17 protein-coding genes are annotated in these 18,380 nt (G+C 62.8%); 10 read left to right on the forward strand and 7 right to left on the reverse strand.

The features are described 5' to 3' along the window. Window positions 1-6 precede the first annotated feature (6 nt). Window positions 7-3,462 carry a chromosome segregation protein SMC gene (gene smc, locus NH195_RS13610; protein ID WP_066707893.1) on the forward strand — a complete coding sequence of 1,152 codons (3,456 nt, stop codon included), beginning with the start codon at window positions 7-9 and terminating at the stop codon, window positions 3,460-3,462. Between the two features lie 342 nt (window positions 3,463-3,804). On the opposite strand, the gene NH195_RS13615 is transcribed toward smc, so the two are convergent. The 5 genes from NH195_RS13615 to NH195_RS13635 form a co-directional block, all read right to left on the reverse strand. Further along, a complete protein-coding gene (locus tag NH195_RS13615; protein WP_066707894.1) occupies window positions 3,805-4,596 on the reverse strand; it encodes a siderophore-interacting protein in 792 nt (263 codons plus the stop codon). A gap of 124 nt (window positions 4,597-4,720) precedes the next feature. Continuing rightward, the gene (locus NH195_RS13620) at window positions 4,721-5,893 is read right to left on the reverse strand and encodes a lytic murein transglycosylase (protein ID WP_066707895.1); all 1,173 of its coding nucleotides are present in this window, start codon (window positions 5,891-5,893) and stop codon (window positions 4,721-4,723) included. A 51-nt stretch (window positions 5,894-5,944) separates the two neighbouring features. Beyond that, a complete protein-coding gene (cbiB, locus tag NH195_RS13625) occupies window positions 5,945-6,847 on the reverse strand; it encodes an adenosylcobinamide-phosphate synthase CbiB (protein ID WP_066707898.1) in 903 nt (300 codons plus the stop codon). Then, window positions 6,844-7,803, reverse strand: a complete 960-nt coding sequence (locus NH195_RS13630) for a threonine-phosphate decarboxylase (protein ID WP_066707900.1) — start codon at window positions 7,801-7,803, stop codon at window positions 6,844-6,846. The genes cbiB and NH195_RS13630 overlap by 4 nt, the downstream gene beginning before the upstream one ends. After that, window positions 7,800-8,207, reverse strand: coding sequence for a DUF1636 family protein (locus NH195_RS13635; protein WP_066707903.1), 408 nt, complete (start codon window positions 8,205-8,207; stop codon window positions 7,800-7,802). Before NH195_RS13635 ends, NH195_RS13630 begins: the two co-directional genes overlap by 4 nt. Window positions 8,208-8,393: 186 nt before the next feature. On the opposite strand from NH195_RS13635, the gene NH195_RS13640 reads away from it, so the two are divergent. Then, on the forward strand, window positions 8,394-8,759 hold the full coding sequence (locus NH195_RS13640; protein ID WP_066707909.1) for a response regulator transcription factor: 366 nt from the start codon (window positions 8,394-8,396) through the stop codon (window positions 8,757-8,759). A 12-nt stretch (window positions 8,760-8,771) separates the two neighbouring features. Here NH195_RS13640 and NH195_RS13645 read toward each other — a convergent pair whose 3' ends face one another. Next, the gene (locus NH195_RS13645) at window positions 8,772-9,746 is read right to left on the reverse strand and encodes a glutathione S-transferase family protein (protein WP_066708056.1); all 975 of its coding nucleotides are present in this window, start codon (window positions 9,744-9,746) and stop codon (window positions 8,772-8,774) included. Between the two features lie 295 nt (window positions 9,747-10,041). Here NH195_RS13645 and NH195_RS13650 point away from each other — a divergent pair, with 295 nt between their 5' ends. The 8 genes from NH195_RS13650 (at window position 10,042) to NH195_RS13685 (ending at window position 17,140) form a co-directional block, all read left to right on the forward strand. Beyond that, a complete protein-coding gene (locus tag NH195_RS13650; RefSeq protein ID WP_066707911.1) occupies window positions 10,042-10,260 on the forward strand; it encodes a DUF6732 family protein in 219 nt (72 codons plus the stop codon). 4 nt (window positions 10,261-10,264) lie between these two features. Next, window positions 10,265-11,554, forward strand: a complete 1,290-nt coding sequence (locus tag NH195_RS13655; RefSeq protein ID WP_066707918.1) for a sirohydrochlorin chelatase — start codon at window positions 10,265-10,267, stop codon at window positions 11,552-11,554. A gap of 3 nt (window positions 11,555-11,557) precedes the next feature. Next, window positions 11,558-12,196, forward strand: a complete 639-nt coding sequence (locus NH195_RS13660; RefSeq protein WP_066707919.1) for a precorrin-8X methylmutase — start codon at window positions 11,558-11,560, stop codon at window positions 12,194-12,196. Then, complete coding sequence (locus NH195_RS13665) at window positions 12,193-13,389, forward strand: bifunctional cobalt-precorrin-7 (C(5))-methyltransferase/cobalt-precorrin-6B (C(15))-methyltransferase (RefSeq protein WP_066707920.1); 1,197 nt, start codon at window positions 12,193-12,195, stop codon at window positions 13,387-13,389. The genes NH195_RS13660 and NH195_RS13665 overlap by 4 nt, the downstream gene beginning before the upstream one ends. Beyond that, window positions 13,386-14,102: a precorrin-2 C(20)-methyltransferase gene (gene cobI, locus NH195_RS13670; RefSeq protein WP_066707923.1), complete on the forward strand. Its 717-nt coding sequence runs from the start codon at window positions 13,386-13,388 to the stop codon at window positions 14,100-14,102. The genes NH195_RS13665 and cobI overlap by 4 nt, the downstream gene beginning before the upstream one ends. Next, on the forward strand, window positions 14,093-15,913 hold the full coding sequence (gene cobJ / locus NH195_RS13675; RefSeq protein ID WP_066707925.1) for a precorrin-3B C(17)-methyltransferase: 1,821 nt from the start codon (window positions 14,093-14,095) through the stop codon (window positions 15,911-15,913). The genes cobI and cobJ overlap by 10 nt, the downstream gene beginning before the upstream one ends. After that, window positions 15,910-16,677 (forward strand): precorrin-4 C(11)-methyltransferase, encoded by a 768-nt coding sequence (cobM, locus tag NH195_RS13680; RefSeq protein WP_066707927.1) that lies wholly within the window; start codon window positions 15,910-15,912, stop codon window positions 16,675-16,677. The genes cobJ and cobM overlap by 4 nt, the downstream gene beginning before the upstream one ends. 115 nt (window positions 16,678-16,792) lie before the next feature. After that, the gene (locus NH195_RS13685; protein WP_066707930.1) at window positions 16,793-17,140 is read left to right on the forward strand and encodes a hypothetical protein; all 348 of its coding nucleotides are present in this window, start codon (window positions 16,793-16,795) and stop codon (window positions 17,138-17,140) included. Here NH195_RS13685 and NH195_RS13690 read toward each other — a convergent pair whose 3' ends face one another. Continuing rightward, a complete protein-coding gene (locus tag NH195_RS13690; RefSeq protein WP_066707933.1) occupies window positions 17,141-18,319 on the reverse strand; it encodes a MalY/PatB family protein in 1,179 nt (392 codons plus the stop codon). Between the last annotated feature and the right edge of the window lie 61 nt (window positions 18,320-18,380).

Below are 18,380 nucleotides of genomic sequence, written 5' to 3' on the forward strand. Positions count from 1 at the left end.
GCCCCTTTGCGTTTCACCCGTCTGCGTCTCAACGGTTTCAAAAGCTTTGTGGACCCCACCGATCTCGTGATCGCGGATGGGCTGACGGGGGTTGTCGGGCCGAACGGTTGTGGCAAGTCGAACCTCCTGGAGGCGCTGCGCTGGGTGATGGGCGAGAACCGCCCTAAGGCGATGCGCGGTGCGGGCATGGAAGACGTGATCTTCGCTGGCGCCTCGACCCGTCCGGCGCGCAATTTCGCCGAAGTCTGCCTGATGATCGACAACTCCGAACGCCTCGCGCCCGCGGGATTTAACGACAGCGACTCGGTCGAGATCATCCGCCGCATTACCCGCGACGCGGGCTCCGCCTATAAGGTGAACTCCAAGGATGTCCGCGCTCGCGACGTCTCCATGCTCTTCGCCGATGCCTCCACCGGCGCGCATTCGCCCGCGCTTGTGCGTCAGGGGCAAATCTCCGAGCTAATCAACGCCAAGCCCAAGGCGCGCCGTCGCATCCTCGAAGAGGCCGCCGGGATTTCCGGGCTCTATCAGCGCCGTCATGAGGCGGAGTTGAAACTCAAAGGGGCGGAGACCAACCTTGCCCGCGTCGATGACGTGATCGAACAGCTCGCGAGCCAACTGGCCTCGCTCGCCCGTCAGGCCCGCCAAGCCGCGCGCTATCGCGAGATCGGCGTTGAACTGCGCCATGCCGAGGGGCTTTTGCATTACCGTCGCTGGCGCGATGCGGATCATGCCCGCGCAGAAGCCGAAGACATCCTGCGCACCCGGTTGCGGCAGGCGTCGGAGGCCGAACGACTCGCCCGCGATGCTGCCAAGCAACGGGAAAGCTTCGAGGAGGCCCTGCCGCCCCTGCGCGAGGAGGAGGCGATTGCCGCCGCTGTGTTGCAGCGCCTCACCGTGTCCCGGGATCAGCTTTCCGATGAGGAACGCCGCGCGCGCGAGATGATCGAAACCCTGTCGCGCCGGATCGACCAACTGGTCGCCGATATGGCGCGGGAGGAACAGCTCAACAAGGACGCGGGCGAAACCATCGCCCGGCTCGAATGGGAGCAGCGCGAGCTGATCAAAGCCGCAGACGGCCATGAGCCGCGCCTGCTCGAAGCGGCGGCGGAGGCTTCTGAAGCCAGTCAGATTTTGGCGGATCGTGAAACCGCTCTGACCCAGATGACCGAAGACGTCGCCCGTCTCGCGGCGCGGCACCAGTCTGCGAATCGCTTGGTCGAAGACAATCGCAAAACGCTGGACCGCGCGCGCGGCGAGGCGGATCGCGCCCGTGGGGCCGTGGACGAGGCGCGGTCGACGCTTGTGCGTTCCGCTGAAGCACTGGAAGAGGCCGAAGCCGGGCAGGAAGAAGCCGTCGCCCGTGCCGAAGAAGCAGAGGCGATGCTGATCGAGGCCGACGAGGCCCGGACCGAGGCGCAATCGCGCGAGGCTCTGGCCCGTGCGGCGCGCTCTGAGGCCGAAGGCGAGGTGGGGGCCCTCAAGGCCGAAGTGGCCGCCTTGGCGAAAATGCTCGACCGTGATCAGATCGGCGGCAAGCAATTGCTCGATTTGGTCAAGGTCAAATCAGGATATGAAAAAGCGCTCGGTGCCGCGCTTTCCGATGATTTGCGACAGCCTGCGATTGAGACCTATCAGGCCTCCGGCTGGGTCACTCTGCCGGATTACCCGGACGATCAGGACCTTCCGAATGGCGTTGAACCACTGGAAGATTACGTCACCGCGCCTGCCGTTTTGGGGCGGCGTCTGTCGCAGATCGGCCTGGTGCGGGCGGAAGACGGCGCGCGGTTGCAGGCCGATCTCGAACCCGGCCAGCGTTTGGTGTCCATGGAAGGCGACATGTGGCGCTGGGACGGCTATCGCGCGGGGGCCGAAGATGCGCCGTCGGCGGCCGCGCTGCGGTTGCAACAGCTCAACCGGCTGGAAGATCTGAAACAGGAACTCGTTGCGGCCGAGGCCAAGGCGGAGGGGGCCTCGCAGGCGCATGAGCATCTCAAGGCCGAACTGACCCGTCTGACCGAGGCTGACCGCATGGCCCGCGAGGCGCGTCGCGATGCGGATCGCGCGATGTCGGAAGCGGCGCGGACCCTGTCGAAGGTCGAGAACGAAAAGACCCTGGCCGAAGGTAAAGTCGAAAACCTGGGCCTCGCCGTGGCGCGTCATGAGGAAGAGGCCCGTGGCGCGGAGCAACGCCTGCGCGAAGCGGAAAAGGCGGTGAAAGATCTGCCCGATCTCGACGCAGCGCGTTCCGACATCGAAGAGGTGAAACTCGCCGTCGAGGCGGCGCGGATCACCATGATGACCAAGCGCTCATCGCATGACGAAATTCGCCGCGAAGGTGAGGCCCGCACAAGGCGGTCGCAGGAAGTGACCAAGGAGCTGTCCGGCTGGCGGCACCGTCTCGATACGGCGGGCAAACGGATTGCCGAGCTTCAGGATCGCAAGGAAGCGACCGAGGAAGAGCTTTACGAGGCCGCTGCGCAACCCGAGGAAATCGCCGAAAAACGCGAGGCCCTGATGGCGCAGATCGAGGAGGCGGAGCACCGTCGCAAACGCGCGTCCGAGGCGCTCACAGTGGCCGAGGAGAGCCTGCGGGAGGCCGTCCATGCAGAGCGCGAGGCGGAGCGTCTGGCCTCCGAGGCGCGCGAAACCCGTGCCGCTGCAGAGGCTCGCCGGGATGCCGCGAAAGAGACGGTCGAGGCCGCGATCGAGCGCATCCGCGAGGAGTTGGAAACCACGCCGGCGAAGCTTTTGGAGGAGCTTGCCGTCGACCCGGAAAAAATCCCGCCGCATGCCGAGATCGAGGTGGATGTGAACCGCCTGAAACGCCTGCGCGACAGTCTTGGCGCGGTGAACCTTCGGGCCGAAGAAGATGCGAAAGAGGTGCGTGAGGAACACGATACCCTCTTGAAAGAAAAGCAGGATCTGGAAGAGGCAATCAAGACGCTGCGCTCGGGGATTGCCTCTTTGAACCGCGAGGGGCGGGAGCGCTTGCTCACGGCTTTCGAGCAGGTGAACAGCAATTTCTCCATGCTTTTCACCCACCTTTTCGGCGGTGGTGAGGCGCGGCTCATGATGGTCGAAAGCGACGATCCTCTCGAGGCCGGGCTTGAGATCATGTGCCAGCCGCCGGGCAAGAAATTGTCGACCCTCTCGCTGCTCTCAGGTGGTGAACAAACGCTCACAGCACTCGCGCTGATCTTTGCCGTGTTCATGGCGAACCCGGCGCCGATCTGTGTGCTGGACGAGGTCGACGCGCCCTTGGACGACGCCAACGTCACGCGGTTCTGCGACATGCTCGACGAGATGACCCAGCGCACCGATACGCGGTTTTTGGTCATTACCCACCACGCCGTGACCATGGCCCGCATGGACCGCCTGTTCGGCGTCACCATGCAGGAACAGGGCGTGTCACAACTTGTGTCTGTGGACCTGAAAAAGGCCGAGGCACTTGTTGCGTAACTTCGGTGTTGCGCGGTCTTTGGTGGTGCGGACTCTTAAGACTTTTCCAACAATTCGTCTCTAATCCTAACGATGCCGTAATCCATTACGGTGACAGGAGGTGATGACACTGGAAGAACACTCGTTTCGCAAATGGATGGTGATCATTGCGGCGGCAACGCTCGCCGTGACAATCGTCCGCCTCTGGATCGGGCTGTAACCCGAAAAAGAGAGACCCGGCGGAGCTGCAACTCTGCCGGGTCATTTGGATGATGACACAGAATGTCTCATTTCGCTGTTTCAGACTCTAACAGATTCCTTACCAAACCGTAAAGCGCGCTCGGGAATATGCAATAAACATGGTTAACCGCGCCCCATACCCTGACCCATGCCGCCGCCATGCCCTCCGGCAGGCGCATCGAGATCCTTGATCGAAGCCTCCGCCTCGCCATTGATCCAATAGCCCGCCGCCTTGAGCCAGGGTAAAGGATGGCCCATCGCCAATACTGCCTCGCGCAACTGTTTGGCGATCCCGGCCTCCGTCGCGATCCAGACGAAGGTGTTCGCTGTCAGTTCGATCTGCGACAGGGCATCGAGAAACGGCTTGGCTTCCGTGGCCTGATCCAGAGGGCGGTGCAGCCAGTGGATCGTCGCATCCGCCGCACTCTCGATCTCCTGCTCGTCCTCCGGCCCGGGCACGGCGGCGAGCATCGTCACCTTCACGCCTGCGGGCAGTTCCTCGAGCTTGCGTCCCATCGCCGGAAGCGCGGTTTCATCGCCGATCAGGACCCAATGGGCAATCTCACCTTCGATCACCCGCGAGCCACGCGGGCCGCCGATCTGAACAGCGCTGCCGGGATGTGCCGACCGCGCCCAGCTCGCCGCCGGGCCTTCGCCATGATCGGCAAAGTCGATCACCAGTTCCTGCGCCTCGGTGTCGAACCGGCGCGGCGTGTAATCGCGTTTCGCCATGCCGTCCGCACCGGGTACGAAAACCTTGAGGTGATCGTCAAACGATCCGCTGGCGAAATCCGCAAGATCCGCACCGCTGAGCGTCACGCGGATCATATGCGGGGTCAGCCGTTCGGCCTTGGCCACGGTCAATTCGCGAAATTTCAGCTCGTGCCGCATGCGGCGGATGGTGGGGGCAGTCATGACGAGTCGCTTTCACTGGTTATTCAGATGTTTGCGCAAAACAAACTATTTTACTCAGAAAAAGCAAGCCCCGCGAAAAACACAGGGCCTGTGCATCTCGGATGTTTGCCCCAAAGCCTCTGATTTATAGGCGCGACAAAAGCGCGGCTGTCGGCCAGGCGTCGGCGGGCAGGACGAGTTTCTCCTGAACGCTCTGCACCGCCTCGCGGGTTTTCTCGCCCAGAATGCCGTCGATACCGCCAACATCGTAGCCCATTTTGGTCAGCTTTTGTTGCAGTTGCTGCATCTGCGCGCCCGAAAGCCCCGCATCGGGATTGCCCGCGTTATAGACCGGCGCGCCTTCGAGACGAGTGGCGAAATAGGCCGCCGTGGTCACATAGACGAAGCTTTTGTTCCACTCGAAATAGACCTCGAAATTCGGATAGGCGAGGAAGGCCGGCCCGTTGCGCCCCATCGGCAGCAACACAGAGGCCTGCAAATTGCCGTTGCCGAGCGCGCCGGAACGCGGTTGGACGCCCAGTTTGGCCCATTGGCTGACGGTCATTTTATGGTTCAGCCCGGTTTTCGACCAATCGAGGTTCGAAGGCACCACGATCTCCTGAAGCCACGGCTCATTCGCCCGCCATCCGAGATGGCGCAGCATTTTCGCCCCGGACATCAGCGCATCGGGCGCGGAGGTTTTGAGCCGCACATGGCCGTCGCCGTCGCCATCGACACCGTTCTGCAAAATGTCTTTCGGCAGCATCTGTACCATGCCGATTTCCCCGGCCCATGCGCCTTGCGTCGTGGCCGGATCGAAATCGCCATGTTCGAACAGGGTCAGCGCGGCGAAGACCTGCGGCTGGAACAGCTCGGGACGGCGGCAATCGTGGCTCAGTGTCATCAGCGCGTTCAGCGTGTTGAAATTGCCCTGCACCTGGCCGAAATCCGTCTCCAGCGCCCAGAAGGCCAAAAGCACTCCGCGCGAGACACCATAGTCTCGTTCAATCCGGTCGAAGACGCTCTTGTATTTCGCCGCATTGGCCGCGCCGTTCTGCATCCGGTTCTGGCTGATCAGCGCGCGGGAGAAGTCGATGAAATTCTTCTGAAACACGCCCTGCGCGCGGTCGGCTTTGATCACGGCCGGGTCTTGACGCGCGGCGGTAAAGAACTGATCGACGGCGGATTTGGAATGGCCTTGCTGTAGGGCGGACTGCTTCATCTGGTTGACAAAGCTTGAGAAATTTCCGCCGCAGGGCACATCCGCAAAGGCGGGAGAGGCAAGGGAGAGGGCGAGCACGAGGCCGAGAGAACGCATGGATTTACCTTTTAAAGTCATGTTGAGGGCACGATAGCGGGGCGCGCGGCGTCACGCAAATGACAGAACGGCGACGCAGATCAGGACAAAGGCCCAAGCGGCCCAGAGCCGCGCACAGGCGGCGTCGATGTCGCGGGGCGTGGCCTCGCGACCGTTCGGATTGACCCATGGATAGTCGCGCATTTCGCCGTGATAGGCGCGGGGACCGGAGAGCGCGACGCCAAGACTGCGCGACAAAGCGGCCTCGGGCCACCCGGCATTGGGCGACCGGTGCCGACGCGCCTCGGTGACGATCTCCCGCCAGAGCGACAGGGGCTTGCCCCATGGAAACAGCAAAAGCGCGGTCAGCCGCGCGGGGATCAGATTAAGCACATCGTCGAGCCTTGCCGCAGCCCAGCCGAACTCCCGATGCCGTTCTGTGCGATAGCCGATCATGCTGTCACCGGTGTTCACCACTTTATAAACGAGAATCCCCGGCAAACCCGCGACGAGGAACCAAAACGCAGGGGCGATCACCCCGTCGGAAAAATTCTCCGCCGCCGACTCGATGGCCCCGCGCGCCACGGCGGCTTCGTCCAGCTCTGAGGTGTCCCGACCGACGATCATCGACACGGCATAACGCCCCTCCGCCAGAGAGCGCTCCAAGCCGCGCGCCACGGCCTTCACATGCTCGACCAGCGATTTCTGCGCCAAAAGCACCGCACCGAGCAGGATTTCAACCAAGGGAATTTGCCGCAGCACCAGCCCCAGCGCCGCCGCCCCGATCACCAGCACGATCACCAAAAGAATGCCCTTGGCCTTGCGTGCCGCGCCGCAATTGAACCGCCGATCCGCCCCGCCGATCAACCGCCCCATCACAACCGCCGGGTGCGGCACCCGGTCCCAAAGCCATTTCGGCTCCCCGAACACAGCGTCCAGCACCATGGCCAGACAAAGCGCCAGCGCGGTGCTCACAGCGCATGCTCCAGAGCCGTTTCCAATTGCCCCCACCGATCCGACGGCGGCAGGCCAAACCGCAGCCAACGCCGGGAATAGGGGAAGAGCCGCGACCAGACATGATGTTCCGCCAGACGATTTTGTACCGCATGGGCGTCGCCCACGTCATAAAGCCGGAACAGTGTCGTGCCACCCACAAGTTTCGCGCCTTTGCCTTCCATCATCTCGTCGAGACGCGCCGCATCCTGCGTCAGTCGGATTCGCGTGCGGATCGCCCACACCGGATCGTTCAACGCCGCCGTGCCGATGGCCAGCGCCGGTCCCGACACCGCCCATGGCCCGATCAGAGCGGCCAGGCGGTCGATCAGATCCGGTGCGCCGATGGCAAAGCCGAGCCGCATCCCCGCCAGCCCCCAGAACTTGCCAAAGCTCTTGAGCACGATGGTGCGCCCGCCCCGGACCCGCGCGATATGGCTTTCTTCTGGTATGACGTCGCAGAAACTCTCGTCGATGATCGTCACGGGGGCGGTGAATTCCTCCTCCCGCCAGAGACGCCCGTCCGGGTTGTTCGGATGCACCGCGACCGCCACACTTGCTTTGCGCGTCGGGTCCGAGGTCATCACCTCCCAGCCCTGCGCCCCAAACGCCCCGGCATGTTCATTATAGGTCGGCGGCTGGATCTCCACTCTGCCTTTCGGCCAGAGCGCAGGCAGGCGTGCAATCAGGCTCGACGCGCCCGGTGCGGCCAGCACGGCGGCGCCATGATGCACCTGCCAGAACCCGCGCGCCGCCTGCACCAGCGCATCCTGCGCTGCGGCATCCGGCAGTGCTGTCCAGGCGTTTGGCGGAATGTCGCCGATCGGATAAGGCGCCGGATTGATGCCTGTCGAGAGGTCGATCCAGCCGGATTTTTCTCCGCCCCAACGGGCCACCGCGGCATCCAGTCCGCCACCATGATCGCGCCGGTGACTCATCTGTCTTCATCCTTTTCGGTCGGCAAAGGCAGTTGCCGCGAGACGAAATGTCCCTTCACGCCCTGTGGCCAGTCGCGGAACGGCACCTGACCGGTGGCGGAGCCTGCGTGCATCCGGGCATAGGCCACGATGGCTTCGGCATCCGCTTCGGTTCCGTCAAATATTCCAAGGGAATAGCCGATTTTTCTGTCGCCTTGCACGATCACGTTGCAGGCCCGCTCGCAGCCCATGGTGCAACTCACCCGTCGGGTTTTGATCCCGGCCGGGGCGGCACGGCGTTCGATGGCATCGGCCAGACGTGCGCCATCGGTCTGCGACTCACCGCGTTCCGCCCAGTCGGGGCGCTTGCAGCCTTCGCAAATCGTGATCCAGGTCGGTGCGGAAATGGGGGTGCTCTCTGTCATGCTTCGTGTTTTGCCGCAGCCTGTGCAGAGTGCAAGATAAAATCTTAGCTTTTTCCGCTGTGCTGCGGCGACGGACCCGATTGACCCTGTCGTTCATGCTTCGTTAGGGTGTTGTCGCGGATTCACACACATGCACATAGCGTTGAGCGGAGCAGCTTGCGGCAGGGGCCGAGGGCAATAAGAAACATGCAGGTATTGATCGTCGAAAGCAGCCCGGAGATCGGGCGTCTCTGGCAACGCCATCTGGAGCGCCAGGGCATGTCCGTGTCCTTGGTGGCGGGGCAGGACGAGGCGATTCAAAAACTGCAAACCACTGCGCCGGATCTGATCGTGCTCGATCTTGTTTTGGGCGATGGGTCGGCCTTCGCCATCGCCGATTATGCCAATTATCGCCACCCGGACACGCGCGTGATCTTCACCACCAATTCGAGTTTCTTCTCCGATGGCTCGATCTTCCAGCATGTTGCCAATGCCTGTGCTTTTCTGCCCAAGGAAGTCGACCCGGAGGACCTGACCGCCATGGTGGAGCATTACGGCAAGGCCGCGTCCTGAGTGATCGGGCGATCAGCCGCGCCCGTGCGGGGCGTCAAAGTCCAGCTCCGGCGTGACCGGCACGATGCGGTTCGGGTTGATCGTGTCGTGGCTATAGTAGTAGTGCCACACGATATGGTCGAAATGCGTCGTCTCACGCACGCCGGGCATCTGATAAAGCTCCCGTGTGTAGCCCCAGAGGTTCGGGTAATCCTTCAGCATCCGCCGATTGCATTTGAAATGCGTGTGATAGACCTTGTCGAAGCGCACCAGGGTTGTGAACAGACGCCAGTCTGCTTCGGTCACGCGGTCCCCGGTGAGGTAACGGTTTTCCGCAAGACGACCTTCGAGCCAGTCGAGACTGTCGAACAGCGGGCCGATGGCCTCGTCATAGGCTTCCTGCGTGGTGGCGAACCCGGCCTTGTAGACGCCGTTGTTGACGGTGTCGTAGATGCGGGCGTTCAGAGTCTCGATTTCTGTGTGCAGATCTTCGGGCCAGAAATCGAGCGTATTGCCGGTGATCCCGTCGAAGGCTGAATTGAACATGCGGATGATCTCGGCGGATTCGTTGGAAACGATGGTGTTCCGCGTCTTGTCCCAGAGCACAGGCACGGTCACGCGACCGGACATCTGCGGCTCCGCCTCGATGTAGATCTGGCGCAGGAAGCTCTTGCCCAAAAGCGTGTCGCCGGTCGCCCCGTCGAAATCCGTGTCAAAGGTCCAGCCGTCCTTGAGCATGTCCGGATGCACGACGGAGACGGAAATATGATCCTCAAGCCCTTTGAGCGCACGAAAGATCAGTGTCCGGTGCGCCCAGGGGCAGGCGTAGGAGACATAGAGGTGATAGCGCCCGCTCTCGGCCGCGAAGCCGCCTGTGCCCGAAGGCCCCGGCGCACCGTCCGGGGTGATCCAGTTGCGAAACTTTGTGGTGGTCCGCTGGAACCGGCCACCGGAGGATTTGGTGTCGTACCACTGGTCGTGCCAGGTGCCGTCTTGCAGATAGCCCATCGCGGTCTCCTTTGTGTCTGTCACCGACCTAATCACTTCGGGCTTTTGTGCAAACAGGCCTGCGAGCGCATTGATGGTGCGCCAGCGCACATGTTCGCGCTGCGGTTGCGAAAGCATTTGCGTGTGCCGCAGCCCCTGCCTATACAGGTTTCATGACGACGTCCCGATACGGGACCAGAGAGGTTGGCAGTGGCGGATCGACCCATACCGGGGATCACGCGCAGCATCGTCAGACGTCCCAGCCTCCTTGAATTCACGACGGCCCATGATTTCGGGTCACAGACAAGGAAATGCCATGACCCGCAGTCTAGCACTCATCTTCACCCTGCTCGCCACCCCGGCGCTCGCGCATCCGGGGCATCTCGGCGAAATGGCCGGCCACAATCACTGGCTCGCCGGTGCGGCCATCGGGGCCGCCATCGCCATCGCGATCTGGGGCGCCATCAAGGGCAAGAAAGAAGACGAGGCCGAGGCGGCGGACGCCGAGGTCGAGGCCGAGCCGCAAGAGGCCTGATGCCATGAAAACCGGTGTGATGATTTGTGGCCATGGCTCTCGCAGCCAGGCCGCGGTGGACGAGTTTGCCGTTCTGGCAGAGAAACTCCCCGACTTGCTGCCCTCCGACTGGCTCGTGGACTACGGCTATCTCGAATTCGCCAACCCCGTGCTGCGCGACGGTCTCGACCGTCTGCGCGAGGCCGGGTGCGACCGTATCCTCGCCGTGCCGGGTATGCTTTTCGCCGCTATGCATGCGAAAAACGACATCCCGACGGTGCTCAACACCTATGCCGCCAAACACGGGATCGAAGTCTCCTATGGCCGTGAACTGGGTGTCGATCCCAAAATGATCGCCGCCGCCGCAGGTCGTGTGCAGGAGGCCGTGGATCGGGCCAATGCCACCCTCGGCGAGATGCCCCTACACGACACCTGTCTCGTGGTCATCGGGCGCGGCGCCTCTGACCCGGACGCCAATGCCAATGTCGCCAAGATCGCGCGTCTGCTCTGGGAGGGCATGGGGTTCGGCTGGTGCGAGATCGGCTATTCCGGCGTCACCTTCCCGCTGGTCGAACCCTGCCTGCAACATGTCGCCAGACTGGGCTACAAACGCGTCATCGTCTTCCCCTATTTCCTGTTCACCGGCATCCTGATCGACCGCATCTACGGCTTCACCGATCAGGTGGCGGCGGAATATCCTGACATTCAATTCGTCAAGGCGGGCTATCTCAACGACCATCCGAAGGTGCTTGAGACCTTCGCCCAACGGGTACTCGAACAGGATGGTGACATCCCCGTGCCGAATTGCGGCATTTGCCCCTATCGCACGCAGGTTCTTTCGGTCGAGGGGGAGGCCCCGCGCCGGATCACTCCCACCGAGCGCAGCGCCGATCTGTCGCGCTATGGCAAGGGCCATCCGGCGCTGAGCGAGGTGCCGCCGCCGACCTGTGTTCTCTGCAAATACCGCACCGAGGTGCTGGGTTTTGAGGCCGAGCTGGGCGCGGTGCAGGAAAGCCATCATCACCACGTCGAAGGGCAGGGCGCCTCCGCCCCGGGCTCCAACGTGGCCGATTGCGCGCTCTGCGACACGTTCTGCACGGGTCTGTGTCGGCTTGAGGCGGCGGATCGTCATCATGATCACCACCACCACGATCACCACCACCACCATGGCGATCACGGCCATCACCATCATCATGACCATCCGCATGATCACGGTCACCACCACCACGATCATGCCCATGATCACCACCACCCGGTCTATCCGCACGCCAATCACCCGCTCGGCCCCGAATCCGCGCGCAAACCCAAAGGCTGAGCCATGCGCCCTTATGAAAAGGACCCGCAGGCGATCTATGCCCAGAGTTTCGCGACCGTGCGGCGCGAGGCCCGGCTGGACCGGTTCGATCCCGGCATGGAGCGCCTCGCGATCCGCCTGATCCATGCCTGTGGCATGGTCGAGGTGGCGGACCGTCTCGCCTTCTCTCCGGGTGCCTATGCTGCCGGGCACGAAGCGCTGACATCCGGCGCGCCGATCCTCTGCGATTGCGAAATGGCCGGGGCCGGGATCATCCGGCGCTATCTCCCGGCAGAGAACGAGGTGATCGTCACGCTCAACGCTCCCTCCGTGCCGGAACGCGCCAAAGAGATCGGCACCACCCGCTCCGCCGCCGCCGTCGATCTCTGGGAACCGCATCTCGAAGGCGCGGTGGTCGCCATCGGCAATGCCCCGACCGCGTTGTTCCACCTTCTGGAGCGGATCGAACAGGGTTTTCCGAAACCTGCCGTGATCCTTGGTTTCCCCGTCGGTTTCGTCGGCGCTGCGGAATCCAAGGCCGAACTGGCTGCCAACCCGCGCGGTTGCGATTTCATCGCGCTCCGCGGGCGGCGCGGCGGATCGGCCATCGCCTCCGCCGCCGTCAACGCGCTTGCCGTCGGTCTGCCGGAGATCGGCGAATGAGCGCGCCCTGGCTTCATGTCATCGGCATCGGTGACAACGGTCTCGACAGCCTCGCCCCCGCCACCCGCACGGTGCTCGAAGATGCCGAAGTGATCTTCGGCGCGGACCGTCATCACGCTCTGACGGCCCCCCTCACTGCCGAGCGCCGCGCCTGGCCCTCGCCCTTCGATGCGCTGATCTCCGATCTGAAATCCCTGCGGGGCCGCCGCGTCGCCGTGCTCGCCACCGGCGATCCGCTTTGGTACTCGGTCGGTGCTCGGATCGGTCGCGAACTCGACCCCTCCGAAATCCTCTATCATCCCCAGCTCTCCGCCTTCCAACTCGCCGCCTGTCGCATGGGCTGGTCGCTTGCCGATTGCGAAACCCTCACCATTCACGGCCGCCCGGCGGAGCAGGTCATCCCCTTCCTTGCTGCATCGCAGCAATTGCTGATTTTGACAAAAGGGTCAGAAAGCCCACCAGAAGTTGCGCAAATTTTGCGTGACCGTGGTTTTGCGCCCTCTCGCATGACGGTACTCGCGCATATGGGCGGAACAGAGGAGGCGCGCTTTGACGGCCTTGCCGCCGACTGGTCGCATGAGGTGCCGGAGTTCCACACGCTCGCCGTCGATCTGATCGCGGAAGAGGGCGCAACGCTGCTTCCTCGTTTCGGCCTCCCGGACCATGCCTTTCTCTCAGACGGCAACATGACCAAGCAAGAGGTCCGCGCCGTGACCCTCGCCAAACTCGGCCCGGTGCGCGGCGGTCTCCTCTGGGACATCGGTTGCGGCTCCGGCTCCGTCGCCATCGAATGGATGCGCGCCGCCCGCGATGCCCGTGCCATCGGTATTGAACACCGTGCCGACCGTCGCGCTTTGGCGGCACAGAACGCCTTGGCGCTTGGTGCCCCCGCGCTCAAACTCATCGACGCCAAAGCACCCGACGGCCTCGCCGATTTGCCCGCTCCCGATGCGGTGTTCATCGGCGGCGGCCTCACGCGTGAGGTGGCCGAGATTGCCTTCGCCGCGCTCAAGCCGCACGGGCGTCTCGTCGCCAATGCGGTGACGCTGGAGGGTGAGGCCATGCTCCTTGCGCTGCGCAGCGAACTTGGCGGCGAGCTTTCTCGCCTGTCGGTGTCCCGTGCCAAACCCGTCGGTTGCCTCTCGGGCTGGAAGCCCTTCATGCCTGTCACGCAATGGAGCCTCACGAAATGACCGGAACACTCTACGGCGTCGGTCTCGGCCCCGGCGATCCCGAGTTGATGACCCTCAAAGCGGCGCGCCTCATTGGAGGCGCGAAAGTCATCGCCTATCCGACGCTCGCGGGCGGCAGCTCTTTCGCCCGCTCCATCGCGGCGGGTCACATCGTACCCGGTGTGCGCGAGATCGTCATGGACATTCCCATGACCGTCGACCGCGCTCCGGCGCAGGTCGCCTATGATCTCGGGGCCGTCGCCATCCGGGCCGAATTGGAGGCCGGTCATGACGTGGTCGTGCTCTGCGAAGGCGATCCGTTTTTCTACGGCTCTTTCATGTATCTTTACGCTCGTCTGCGCGCCGATTATCCGGTCGAGGTGGTCCCCGGCGTCAGCTCCGTCATGAGTTGCGCCGCCGTCGCGGGCCTGCCGCTTGCCGCGCGCAACGAGGTGGTGACCATCCTCCCCGCGCCGGAACTTGCCCGACGTTTGTCCGACACAAATCCGACGCAAATCCTACCGCCCTGTGACACCCTTGTGGTGATGAAACTCGGACGTCATCTCAAGGCCGTGCGGGCCGCGATAGAGGGGGCGGGTCTGATCGACAAGGCGATCTATATCGAACGCGCTTCGACGCCCGATGAATGCGTCATGCCGCTCTCTCAAGCGCCTGAAAAGGCACCGTATTTTTCCATGATCCTCATCGTGAAAGGGGCCGATCCATGGCTGTGACCCCTGTTGTCGTGGCGCTGAGCGCGTCTGGCGAGACAACCGCCGCGAAAATTGCCGACGCTCTCGGCGCCGAGCTGCATGGCCGGGAAGGTCGGACCAGCGCAAAAATCAACTTTCCCAATGCGTTAGACCATGTGCGCGACCTCTTCGCAGCGGGTATTCCGGTGATCGGCGTTTGCGCTTCCGGCATCCTGATCCGCGCCGTCGCGCCGCTTTTGAACGACAAGACAACCGAGCCTCCGGTGATCTCCGTCTCCGATGACGGCTCCGTCGTCGTGCCGCTCCTCGGTGGCCATCGCGGAGCCAATCGTCTGGCGCAACAGATCGCGCAACTCCTTGATGCGAAAGCCGCAATCACCACCGCCGGAGACGTAGCACTTGGCATCGCACTGGACGAACCGCCCTTGGGCTATCGCCTCGCAAACCCCGAGAACGCCAAATCTGCCATGGCGGCTCTGCTCGCCGGAGAGGGGGTATCTATCTCCGGGGAAAATATTTTTGAGCTGACAGATCAGGGCGGCAAAGTGGTGTTGTCCGTGACCGAGGCCCCGGATGTGCCGGGACCGAAACGCCTCGTCTATCATCCGCAACGCTACGCCCTCGGCGTCGGCTGCGCGCGCAATGCCGACCCGGAAGAGCTTTGGCAAAACGTCTCGGATATGCTTTCGGATCAAGAGGTTGCGCTTGGGGCGATTGCCTCGGTCAACACCATTGATCTGAAGGCGGACGAACCGGCGATGAATGTTTTGGCGACGCGGCTTGGCGTGCCTTTGCGGCTTTTCACGGCGGCGGAGCTGGAGATGCAAGCCGACCGTCTGGCCAATCCGTCGGAGGTCGTTTTCGCCGAAGTCGGCTGTCACGGCGTCGCGGAAGGCGCGGCGCTGGCGGCGGGTGGAACGCTGTTTGCGGAAAAGCGCAAGACGGCGAACACGACTTGTGCGCTGACCCGGTCGGAGGTGCCTCTCACCACGCTGAAAGGCCGCGCCAGAGGTCGGCTTTCGGTCGTCGGCATCGGGCCAGGACAGGCGAGCTGGCGCACGCCGGAAGTGTCGAAATTGATCTCGGAAGCCGAAGAACTGGTCGGTTATGGCCTTTATATTGATCTTCTGGGTTCGCTCGCCGCCGGCAAAATCCGCAGCGATTTTCCGCTGGGCGGCGAAGAGGATCGCTGCCGTTACGCGCTTGAGCAAGCGGCGCAAGGCAAGAATGTCGCGCTGGTCTGCTCCGGCGATGCGGGGATTTACGCCATGGGCGCGCTGGTCTTCGAATTGCTCGCTCGCAAGCCGGAAGAGCATGGTGTCTCCGATGCCGCACGGCGGGTCGAGGTCATCTGTTCGCCGGGCGTGTCGGCGCTGCAAGGCGCTGCGGCGCGGGCCGGGGCGCCCTTGGGCCATGATTTCTGCGCGATCTCTCTGTCGGACTTGCTGACCCCGCGCGACGACATCCTGCGCCGCCTCAAAGCTGCCGCCGAGGGCGATTTCGTCATCGCCTTCTACAATCCCGTCTCGAAAAAGCGCCGCACGATCCTGGCCGAAGCGCGAGAGATCTTGTTGAAACACCGCCCGGCGGACACGCCCGTCATGCTGGCTTCGAACCTCGGGCGCTCGACGGAACATGTCCGCTACCGGCGTCTCGATGCGCTTGAGGTCGATGAGGTGGACATGCTGACCGTCGTGCTGGTCGGGTCGTCCAACACACGTTTGGCGCATCTTGGCGAAGGCCCAAGGATGTTCACGCCGCGCGGTTATGCCCGCCGCATCGACGGCGATTTGCAAGGCGTCGGCAACCGCCATCTGGAGGACATGCAATGACGGTCTATTTCATCGGAGCAGGCCCGGGCGATCCGGAGCTTTTGACGAAAAAGGCGGAGCGGATCATCGGTCAATGTCCGGTCTGTCTTTACGCCGGGTCTCTGGTGCCGCTGGAGGTCGTGGCTTGTGCGCCGGAGGGCGCGCGGGTGCTTGATACGGCCCCTATGACGCTCGATGAAACCCACGCTGAAATCAAAATGGCACAGGAAAACGGATTTGATGTTGCGCGTGTGCACAGTGGAGATCCTTCCCTGTACGGGGCCATTGCTGAACAGATCCGCCGTTTGCGCGCCGATGGCATTCCCTATGAGATCATTCCCGGTGTCCCCGCCTATGCCGCGGCGGCGGCGGCGCTGGGGCAGGAACTAACCATCCCGGAGATCGCGCAGAGCATCGTTCTGACGCGGGTCTCGATGAAGTCGACGTCGATGCCAAAAGGTGAAACGCTTGAAAATTTTGCGCGCACCGGCGCAACGCTGGCCATTCATCTCGGCATTCGCAACCTGCGCGAGATCGAGCGTCAGCTTGCACCCTACTATGGTGCGGACTGTCCGGTGGCGGTGGCGTATCGGGTCGGCTGGCCGGATCAGGTGCTGATCCGGGGCTCGCTTTCGGACATCCACGAAAAGGTTCGCGCTGCAAAGATCACGCGCACGGCGCTGATTCTCGTCGGGCCTGCGCTTGGCGAAGTGGCGGAGTTCAAAGACTCTGCGCTTTACGATCCGGCCATGCCGCATGTCTTGCGGCCCCGGGTGAAAGGGTGATCTGCGGCAATCGGGTGACGTTTGGCCCTCAGGCACGAAACTGCCGTTAACGTTAACTTGACGCAAACCAATCCCGTGCCATCCTTATCGCAGAACGACCGTCACGGAGGATGACATGACCGATGTTTTGCCGAAAGAGGTGCTTGAGGGGCTTGAACTTGCCCGCAAACGTGACCTGAAAAAGCGGTCGCGGCTCCGGGTGAAGGTCGGGGATGCGACCTATCCGATCCTGCGAACATGGGACAATGGCTTTGCTCTGGACCGGGACAATGCCGATCATTTGCGTGGCTTGGTCGATGTCTTCGACGGGTCGAAACATCTCTATCAGGCGCTGATCGTGGCCTCCAAGGAAGAGGATCACGAGATGAGTTTCGAGTTCAAGCGCGCCACATGTGCCACGGACAAGCCGCCTCTGGATTACGACCGGCCCGATGACGCGCCGGTCGCGCTTTTGCCCCGCTGATCACTGAAGATCGCTGAACGCCTCCTTGAGGCGGGAACAGGCGGTCTCGACAAGGCTGCGTGGGGTGGCGAGGTTGAACCGCAGGTAAAGCTCGCCACCCTTGCCGAAGGTCGGCCCGTGGTTCGGCGCGATATGCGCGCTTTTCTCGACCCGCGCGGTGAACTCTTCGCGCGACATGCCGGTGCCGGAAAAATCGACCCAGGCCAGATAGGTGGCTTCCAGAGGCATGGAGGTCAGGCCGGGGATGTCCGCGATGGCAGCATCGAAAATCTGGCGGTTGCCATCGAGATAGGCGACCAGCTCGTCGACCCAGGCGGCCCCTTCCGGGCTATAGGCGGCGGTGGCCATTTCAAGGCCGAAAGAGTTCGCGGAAATGCCGAGGGCCGCCATGCGGGAGCCGAATTTTGCCCGCAATGTCTCGTCGGCGATGATCACATTGCCCGAATGCGTCCCGGCGATGTTGAAGGTCTTCGTCGTCGCCGACATCATGATCAGCCGGTCTGCGATGCCCTCGATCAGGGCCATCGGCGTGTGGGTGTGACCGGGCATCACCAGATCGTGGTGAATTTCGTCGGAGACCAGAATGAGGTCATGGCGTTTGCAGAACGCGGCCACGCCCTCCAGCTCTACACGGGTCCAGACGCGCCCGCCGGGATTGTGCGGCGAGCAGAGGATCAGCATCTTTTCCGTGCCGGTCATCTGCGCATCCCAGGCATCGAAATCCATGACGTATCTGCCGCTCTCAAGTGCCAGTGGGCATTCGACGATCTCGCGCCCGGCGGCTTTGATTACCCGGCTGAACGCATGATAAACGGGTGTCATCAGGACGATGCCGTCGCCGGGCTCGCTAAACGCGTCGATGCAGAGCGCTGTGCCGTTCACCAACCCATGCGTGGTGAAGATCCACGTCGGGTCGATCTCCCAACCATGGCGATTTTTCATCCACCATTGAATGGCGGCGTGATACTCGCGCTCATCGCCGAAATAGCCATAGACCCCATGCGCAGTCATGTTCTCCAGTGCCTTCTGCACCACGGCAGGCGGGTGGAAATCCATATCCGCGACCCACATGGCGATGCCGTCCTCGGCGGGGACGCCATAGATCTTTTCCATCATATCCCATTTGGCGCAATGGGTGCCGAAGCGGTTGATGATCGGGTCGAACAGCGGATTGGTCATGGAAGGCTCCCTGAAATCATTGTCCGCGAGCCTAATCGCCCCCTTGGCCGAAGGAAAACCG

It is taken from the genome of Celeribacter ethanolicus, assembly GCF_001550095.1.
In the GTDB taxonomy this organism is placed as follows: Bacteria; Pseudomonadota; Alphaproteobacteria; order Rhodobacterales; family Rhodobacteraceae; genus Celeribacter; species Celeribacter ethanolicus.